Consider the following 6,749-nt stretch of genomic DNA (forward strand, 5'->3'; position numbering starts at 1 on the left):
GCACCTACTGTACGGCCACCTTCACGGATTGCGAAGCGCAGACCCTGGTCCATCGCGATTGGTGCAATCAGGGTAACAATCATCTGAATGTTATCACCTGGCATCACCATTTCTACACCTTCTGGCAGTTCGATAGTCCCGGTTACGTCAGTTGTACGGAAGTAGAACTGTGGGCGGTAGCCTTTGAAGAACGGAGTATGACGGCCGCCTTCGTCTTTGCTCAGAATATAAACTTCTGATTCGAAAGTGGTGTGTGGCTTGATTGAACCTGGTTTTGCCAGTACCTGACCACGTTCGATTTCGTCACGTTTAGTACCACGCAGCAGCACACCCACGTTCTCACCCGCACGGCCTTCGTCCAGCAGTTTGCGGAACATTTCTACGCCGGTACACGTGGTTTTCGCCGTATCTTTGATACCCACGATTTCAACTTCTTCACCCACTTTAACAATACCGCGCTCTACACGACCGGTAACGACAGTACCACGGCCTGAAATAGAGAATACGTCTTCGATTGGCAGCAGGAATGGCTGGTCAATAGCACGCTCTGGCTCTGGAATGTAGCTATCCAAGGCATTAGCCAGTTCGATAATTTTCGCTTCCCACTCTGCGTCACCTTCCAGTGCTTTCAGAGCAGAACCACGGATGACTGGCGTGTCGTCGCCTGGGAAATCGTACTGAGACAGCAGCTCACGCACTTCCATCTCAACCAGTTCCAGCAGCTCTTCGTCGTCTACCATGTCACATTTGTTCAGGAACACGATGATGTAAGGAACGCCTACCTGACGACCTAACAGGATGTGCTCACGAGTCTGTGGCATTGGACCGTCAGTTGCTGCAACTACCAGGATAGCGCCGTCCATCTGAGCAGCACCGGTGATCATGTTTTTCACGTAGTCGGCGTGGCCTGGGCAGTCAACGTGCGCATAGTGACGGCTTGGCGTATCGTATTCTACGTGCGAAGTAGAGATGGTGATACCACGCGCTTTTTCTTCTGGCGCGTTATCGATCTGGTCGAATGCACGAGCGTTACCACCGTAGGTTTTAGCCAGTACAGTAGTGATGGCAGCAGTCAGGGTAGTTTTACCATGGTCAACGTGGCCGATAGTACCAACGTTAACGTGCGGTTTTTTACGTTCAAACTTTTCTTTAGACATTAGATTGTCCCTCTAAGACACGGAATCGGTGGTTCCACCACATCAACCAAGCTACTGCTTGTTGAATATTGCTTACAGGAAGAAAACTAGGAGACAAGGACATTAGGAAATGGTGCTGATAGGCAGATTCGAACTGCCGACCTCACCCTTACCAAGGGTGTGCTCTACCAACTGAGCTATATCAGCACATCTTGGAGCGGGCAGCGGGAATCGAACCCGCATCATCAGCTTGGAAGGCTGAGGTAATAGCCATTATACGATGCCCGCATTGAACTCGGCTACCTAACTTTAATCAGCTGTACATTGTATCTCAATGTGCTTCGCTTGGAGTAACTACTCGAGCAGAACACTCAAGACTAAATCTGATTGTTTGGTGGTGGGGGAAGGATTCGAACCTTCGAAGTCTGTGACGGCAGATTTACAGTCTGCTCCCTTTGGCCGCTCGGGAACCCCACCCTATCCAAATTTTTAATGGTGCCGGCACCAAGAGTCGAACTCGGGACCTACTGATTACAAGTCAGTTGCTCTACCAACTGAGCTATGCCGGCATCAAGTGCTGCGCATTCTAGGCAGTGTGAACACTCTATGCAACAAAAAAATCACCTCAATCTGATCATTCGGTCACAAAACACTCAATTCTATCTAATCAGCTGTTTTTTTCAATAGATTCAGGCCAAATAACAAACAAAAAATTATCTATAACTATTGTGGAACTGATTATAATCCTCTATAAAACTCGATAAATTACTTCATTTGCCGTCAGTTAAATTTCCATCATTAAACAAACAACCTAAACTAGCAGTAAGTAAAGCAACTCAATTTTTTACAATTCTGCATTTCTTATCAAAAAAAACCGCCAAAAATATAAAAAAGCCTACGCCTGTCGCTCCTCAGTCGATATGATGCAATTTATTTTTTGTCGGGGACAGGTTGTTTATTACAACCTGTCCAACCTGCACAAACAGGCAGATGTTGGTTTATGAATAAAAAAGCACCTTTTTTGGCTACTCCATATTTGCAATTCAATCGTGAACAATGGGCAACCTTACGTGATTCAGTTCCACTGACATTAACAAAAGAAGAACTAATTGATTTAAAAGGGATCAATGAAGAAATTTCTTTAGAAGAAGTTGTTGAGATTTACCTTCCTTTATCTCGTTTACTTAATTTTTATATCAGCTCAAATTTACGTCGCCAAGCAGTGCTCGAACAATTTCTAGGCACTGATGGACAAAAGGTCCCTTATGTCATAGGCATTGCTGGCAGTGTTGCTGTTGGCAAAAGTACTACTGCACGTCTATTACAAGCACTGCTGAGTCGTTGGCCTGAACACAGAAGTGTAGAATTAATTACTACAGATGGCTTTCTACATTCTAACAGTGTGCTAAATGAACGTGGATTGATGAAAAAGAAAGGGTTCCCACAATCATATGATATGCATAGCCTAGTGAAATTTGTATCTGATATTAAATCAGGATCCAAACAAGTATCTGCACCAGTCTACTCTCACCTTACCTATGATATCGTACCAAATGAGCAAAAATTCATTAAACAACCAGATATTTTGATTCTGGAAGGCCTGAATGTATTACAAAGCGGTATGGATTATCCCCATGACCCACATCATGTATTTGTCTCTGATTTTGTCGACTTCTCTATCTACGTCGATGCACCAGAAAAATTACTCCAGAGTTGGTATATCAGTCGGTTCCTAAAATTTCGCCAAGGTGCCTTTTCAGATCCAGATTCTTATTTCCACAGTTATTCCAAATTATCAGAAGAAGAAGCCATAAACATTGCATCTGATATCTGGCAAGAGATCAATGGATTAAACTTACATCAAAATATTCTACCAACACGAGAACGAGCAAGCCTAATCATGACAAAAGGCACTAATCACACGATTGAAAGCGTAAGGTTACGTAAGTAAAAATAGTTTCCGAACCCGGAAGACATCTCTCTTCCGGTTGTTCTTAACAACCTCTCAAAGAAATCTCACCACCAATATATGGAGTGATTACACCATTCTGATCAAGTAACAAAGCACCTTGCTGATTAATACCTCTGGCTATGCCATAAACTTCCTGACTACCAATAATTAATTTTACTGGTCTATCCATAAAATTATCTAACTCAAACCACCGGGAAATAAATGAAGATAACCCTTCATTTTCAAACTGCATCAGAGCTTTCCTCAGATCAAGTATTATTTCTACAGCCAATTTATTACGATCAATTTCAATTCCAGCCTGCTGCAAATTAACCCATTGCTGATTAATAAATTCTTCGTCCTTATGATCCATCGCAATATTTATACCTGCACCGATCACAACCTGAGCAGCATCACCAGTTTTTCCCATTAATTCGACTAAAATTCCTGCTAACTTTTTGTCATCAAGATATAAATCATTTGGCCATTTTACCCTAATTCTATCAGCGCCAAATCGATGCAATACTTCAGCAATAACAATACCGACAACCAGACTCAATCCGATTGCAGCAGCGGGTCCTTGTTCAAGGCGCCAATACATAGATAAATAAAGATTCTTACCAAAAGGCGAAATCCATTTCCGTCCACGCCTCCCTCTGCCAGCATACTGGTATTCTGCAACACAGGCATCCCCTGACTTTAACTCAGATAAACGTTCAAGTAGATACTGATTAGTCGAATCAATAACTGGCAAAACAGCTATACGATCCTGGGGTAAATATTGCAAAATAGTCGATTTATCAAGTAGCTGCATAGGTGCCATGAGGCTATAACCTTTGCCAGGAGCAGTTTCCAATTCAATTCCCCATTCACGAATTGTCTGTATATGCTTATTAATTCCAGCCCTACTCATCCCTAAATCTTGCCCCAGTTGTTGACCAGAATGGACTTCACCATCAGATAAAATCTTAATCAATTGTAATGGTACAGTTATATCTTTCATGAAATACATTCCATAGCATCAATTTCGCCTGTAGAACCAATAAAACGCACCTCAGGTTCAAGTAATACACCAAACTTACTTATCACTTGCTGACGAATATAGGCAGCCAATGCGATTACATCCTTACCTGTCGCATTTCCCTGATTTATCAATACTAGAGCTTGCCTGAGATGCACAGATGCACCACCGATGCGATAACCCTTTAAATTACACCGCTCAATAAGCCAACCTGCCGCTAATTTGAACATCCCATTAGCATGAGGATATTGGGGGCTATCAGGGTAATTTTCTTTAATTTTTACCGCAATTTCCGCACTGACAATTGGATTTTTAAAGAAGCTACCTGCGTTTCCTGTTATTGCAGGATCAGGTAATTTACTGGTGCGCATTGTACATACTAAATCAAAAATCTGCTGAGGAGTTACACTACCTCTCAACAACCTAGTTAAATCACCATAGCTCAACATCGGATGCCAATTTTTTTTCAACAGTAAGCCTACAGAAATAATGAAATGATTTTCTTGATATTTATGCTTAAAAACACTATCTCGATACCCAAACTGACATTCATCAACACTAAGACGCGTTTGTTCTCCAGTTTCCAGATTCAGGACATCTACGTACTCACATACATCTCTAAATTCAATACCATATGCACCAATATTTTGAATTGGTGCCGCACCAGCACAACCTGGGATTAACGCTAGGTTCTCTAACCCATAAATCTGATTTTTAAGAGAATAACAAACTAATTCGTGCCAATTTTCCCCCGCTCCTACATGTAGACGCCATGATTCATCAGTTTCCTGATATTGAATCCCCATGATTCTATTCAGAATCACGGTTCCTTCAAAATCTTCAGTAAATAAAACATTACTACCCCCGCCAAGCAGTAGTACAGGTTGTTTTTGGTTTTTAGCTTTTTGCCATAAAGCTAATAAAGATTCAGCAGATTCAGCTATATCTAAACATTTAGCATGGGCTGATAACCCAAAAGTATTAAACTCTTTAAGGGAAAGCATTTACTCAATACTCAATAAAGCTATTTAATAAGTAGTTTATCAGTCTATAGACATGGAAAACAGTTGGAAAACAAAGTTAGTTTTTTCGCTAAATGCAAAAAGGCCACCCTTTTTGGGTGGCCTTTTCGTCTTAAAATAAAGTCTGGCAGTTCCCTACTCTCACATGGGGAGACCCCACACTACCATCGGCGCTACGGCGTTTCACTGCTGAGTTCGGCATGGGGTCAGGTGGGACCACCGCGCTATCGCCGCCAGACAAATTCTTTATATATTATCATGGTGCTGATACCCAGATTCGAACTGGGGACCTCACCCTTACCAAGGGTGTGCTCTACCAACTGAGCCATATCAGCAATAGTGGCTCGCAGTCAATATTAACGCAAACCCAAAAAAATTAAAGCCTGGCAGTTCCCTACTCTCACATGGGGAGACCCCACACTACCATCGGCGCTACGGCGTTTCACTGCTGAGTTCGGCATGGGGTCAGGTGGGACCACCGCGCTATCGCCGCCAGGCAAATTCATTTCATCCCGACCGTTATGTCGGCTCCGTTTCTCCGGGCCGCACAACCATCCGAACCAATCTCTCGAACAAGCTAAAAATTCTCTCTTCTCTCGCCCCAAAACACCTTCGGTGTTGTAAGGTTAAGCCGCTCGGTTCATTAGTACTGGTCAGCTCAATGCATCGCTGCACTTACACACCCAGCCTATCTACGTCTTCGTCTTAAACGTTCCTTCCGTGACCTTAAAGTCAAGGGAAGACTCATCTCAAGGCAAGTTTCCCGCTTAGATGCTTTCAGCGGTTATCTCTTCCGCACTTAGCTACCGGGCTATGCCATTGGCATGACAACCCGTACACCAGCGGTGCGTCCACTCCGGTCCTCTCGTACTAGGAGCAGCCCCTTTCAATCTTCCAACGCCCACGGCAGATAGGGACCGAACTGTCTCACGACGTTCTAAACCCAGCTCGCGTACCACTTTAAATGGCGAACAGCCATACCCTTGGGACCGACTTCAGCCCCAGGATGTGATGAGCCGACATCGAGGTGCCAAACACCGCCGTCGATATGAACTCTTGGGCGGTATCAGCCTGTTATCCCCGGAGTACCTTTTATCCGTTGAGCGATGGCCCTTCCATACAGAACCACCGGATCACTAAGACCTACTTTCGTACCTGCTCGAGCTGTCACTCTCGCAGTCAAGCTGGCTTATGCCTTTGCACTAACCTCACGATGTCCGACCGTGATTAGCCAACCTTCGTGCTCCTCCGTTACGCTTTGGGAGGAGACCGCCCCAGTCAAACTACCCACCAGACACTGTCCCCGATGCGGATTACGCACCCGGGTGAGAACATCGAACATTCAAGGGTGGTATTTCAAGGATGGCTCTGTGCAGACTGGCGTCCACACTTCTTTGCCTCCCACCTATCCTACACATCAAGGTTCCAGGTTCAGTGTCAAGCTATAGTAAAGGTTCACGGGGTCTTTCCGTCTTGCCGCGGGTACACTGCATCTTCACAGCGAGTTCAATTTCACTGAGTCTCGGGTGGAGACAGCCTGGCCATCATTACGCCATTCGTGCAGGTCGGAACTTACCCGACAAGGAATTTCGCTACCTTAGGACCGTTATAGTTACGGC

4 protein-coding genes, 5 tRNA genes and 3 rRNA genes are annotated in these 6,749 nt (G+C 44.3%); 1 reads left to right on the plus strand and 11 read right to left on the minus strand.

From position 1 onward, the window contains the following. The 5 genes from tuf to ACGF7G_RS21220 all read right to left on the minus strand — a co-directional run. Window positions 1-1,157: elongation factor Tu (gene tuf / locus ACGF7G_RS21200; RefSeq protein WP_387468185.1), on the minus strand; the 1,157-nt coding region annotated here is incomplete at its 3' end. A 110-nt stretch (window positions 1,158-1,267) separates the two neighbouring features. Next, a tRNA-Thr gene (locus ACGF7G_RS21205) sits at window positions 1,268-1,343 on the minus strand. Between the two features lie 6 nt (window positions 1,344-1,349). Beyond that, a tRNA-Gly gene (locus tag ACGF7G_RS21210) sits at window positions 1,350-1,424 on the minus strand. A 104-nt stretch (window positions 1,425-1,528) separates the two neighbouring features. Continuing rightward, window positions 1,529-1,613 (minus strand) — tRNA-Tyr (locus ACGF7G_RS21215). Window positions 1,614-1,629: 16 nt separating this feature from the next. Continuing rightward, window positions 1,630-1,705: transfer RNA gene (locus ACGF7G_RS21220), tRNA-Thr, on the minus strand. Between the two features lie 431 nt (window positions 1,706-2,136). Between ACGF7G_RS21220 and coaA the strand changes: the two genes are divergently transcribed. Further along, the gene (gene coaA, locus ACGF7G_RS21225) at window positions 2,137-3,087 is read left to right on the plus strand and encodes a type I pantothenate kinase (RefSeq protein ID WP_133813969.1); all 951 of its coding nucleotides are present in this window, start codon (window positions 2,137-2,139) and stop codon (window positions 3,085-3,087) included. A gap of 43 nt (window positions 3,088-3,130) precedes the next feature. Here the strand turns inward: coaA and birA are convergent, their stop codons facing one another. From birA to ACGF7G_RS21255, 6 genes are all read right to left on the minus strand, one after another. Next, on the minus strand, window positions 3,131-4,090 hold the full coding sequence (gene birA, locus ACGF7G_RS21230) for a bifunctional biotin--[acetyl-CoA-carboxylase] ligase/biotin operon repressor BirA (protein ID WP_133813970.1): 960 nt from the start codon (window positions 4,088-4,090) through the stop codon (window positions 3,131-3,133). Continuing rightward, a complete protein-coding gene (gene murB, locus ACGF7G_RS21235; RefSeq protein WP_133813971.1) occupies window positions 4,087-5,112 on the minus strand; it encodes a UDP-N-acetylmuramate dehydrogenase in 1,026 nt (341 codons plus the stop codon). Before murB ends, birA begins: the two co-directional genes overlap by 4 nt. A 140-nt stretch (window positions 5,113-5,252) precedes the next feature. After that, window positions 5,253-5,368 (minus strand): 5S ribosomal RNA (gene rrf, locus ACGF7G_RS21240). Window positions 5,369-5,389: 21 nt separating this feature from the next. Further along, window positions 5,390-5,465 (minus strand) — tRNA-Thr (locus ACGF7G_RS21245). Window positions 5,466-5,511: 46 nt separating this feature from the next. After that, a 5S ribosomal RNA gene (rrf, locus tag ACGF7G_RS21250) occupies window positions 5,512-5,627 on the minus strand. Between the two features lie 125 nt (window positions 5,628-5,752). Next, window positions 5,753-6,749 (minus strand): 23S ribosomal RNA (locus ACGF7G_RS21255); the annotation flags it as partial.

The sequence above is a fragment of the Photorhabdus sp. RM323S genome (assembly GCF_042879375.1).
GTDB lineage: Bacteria > Pseudomonadota > Gammaproteobacteria > Enterobacterales > Enterobacteriaceae > Photorhabdus > Photorhabdus tasmaniensis.

What these genes read in the sequence shown, in the direction of transcription:
- coaA (WP_133813969.1), top strand. Translation starts at nt 2,137, where the DNA reads ATGAATAAAAAAGCACCTTTTTTGGCTACTCCATATTTGCAATTCAAT.
- birA (WP_133813970.1), bottom strand. Translation starts at nt 4,090, where the DNA reads ATGAAAGATATAACTGTACCATTACAATTGATTAAGATTTTATCTGAT.
- murB (WP_133813971.1), bottom strand. Translation starts at nt 5,112, where the DNA reads ATGCTTTCCCTTAAAGAGTTTAATACTTTTGGGTTATCAGCCCATGCT.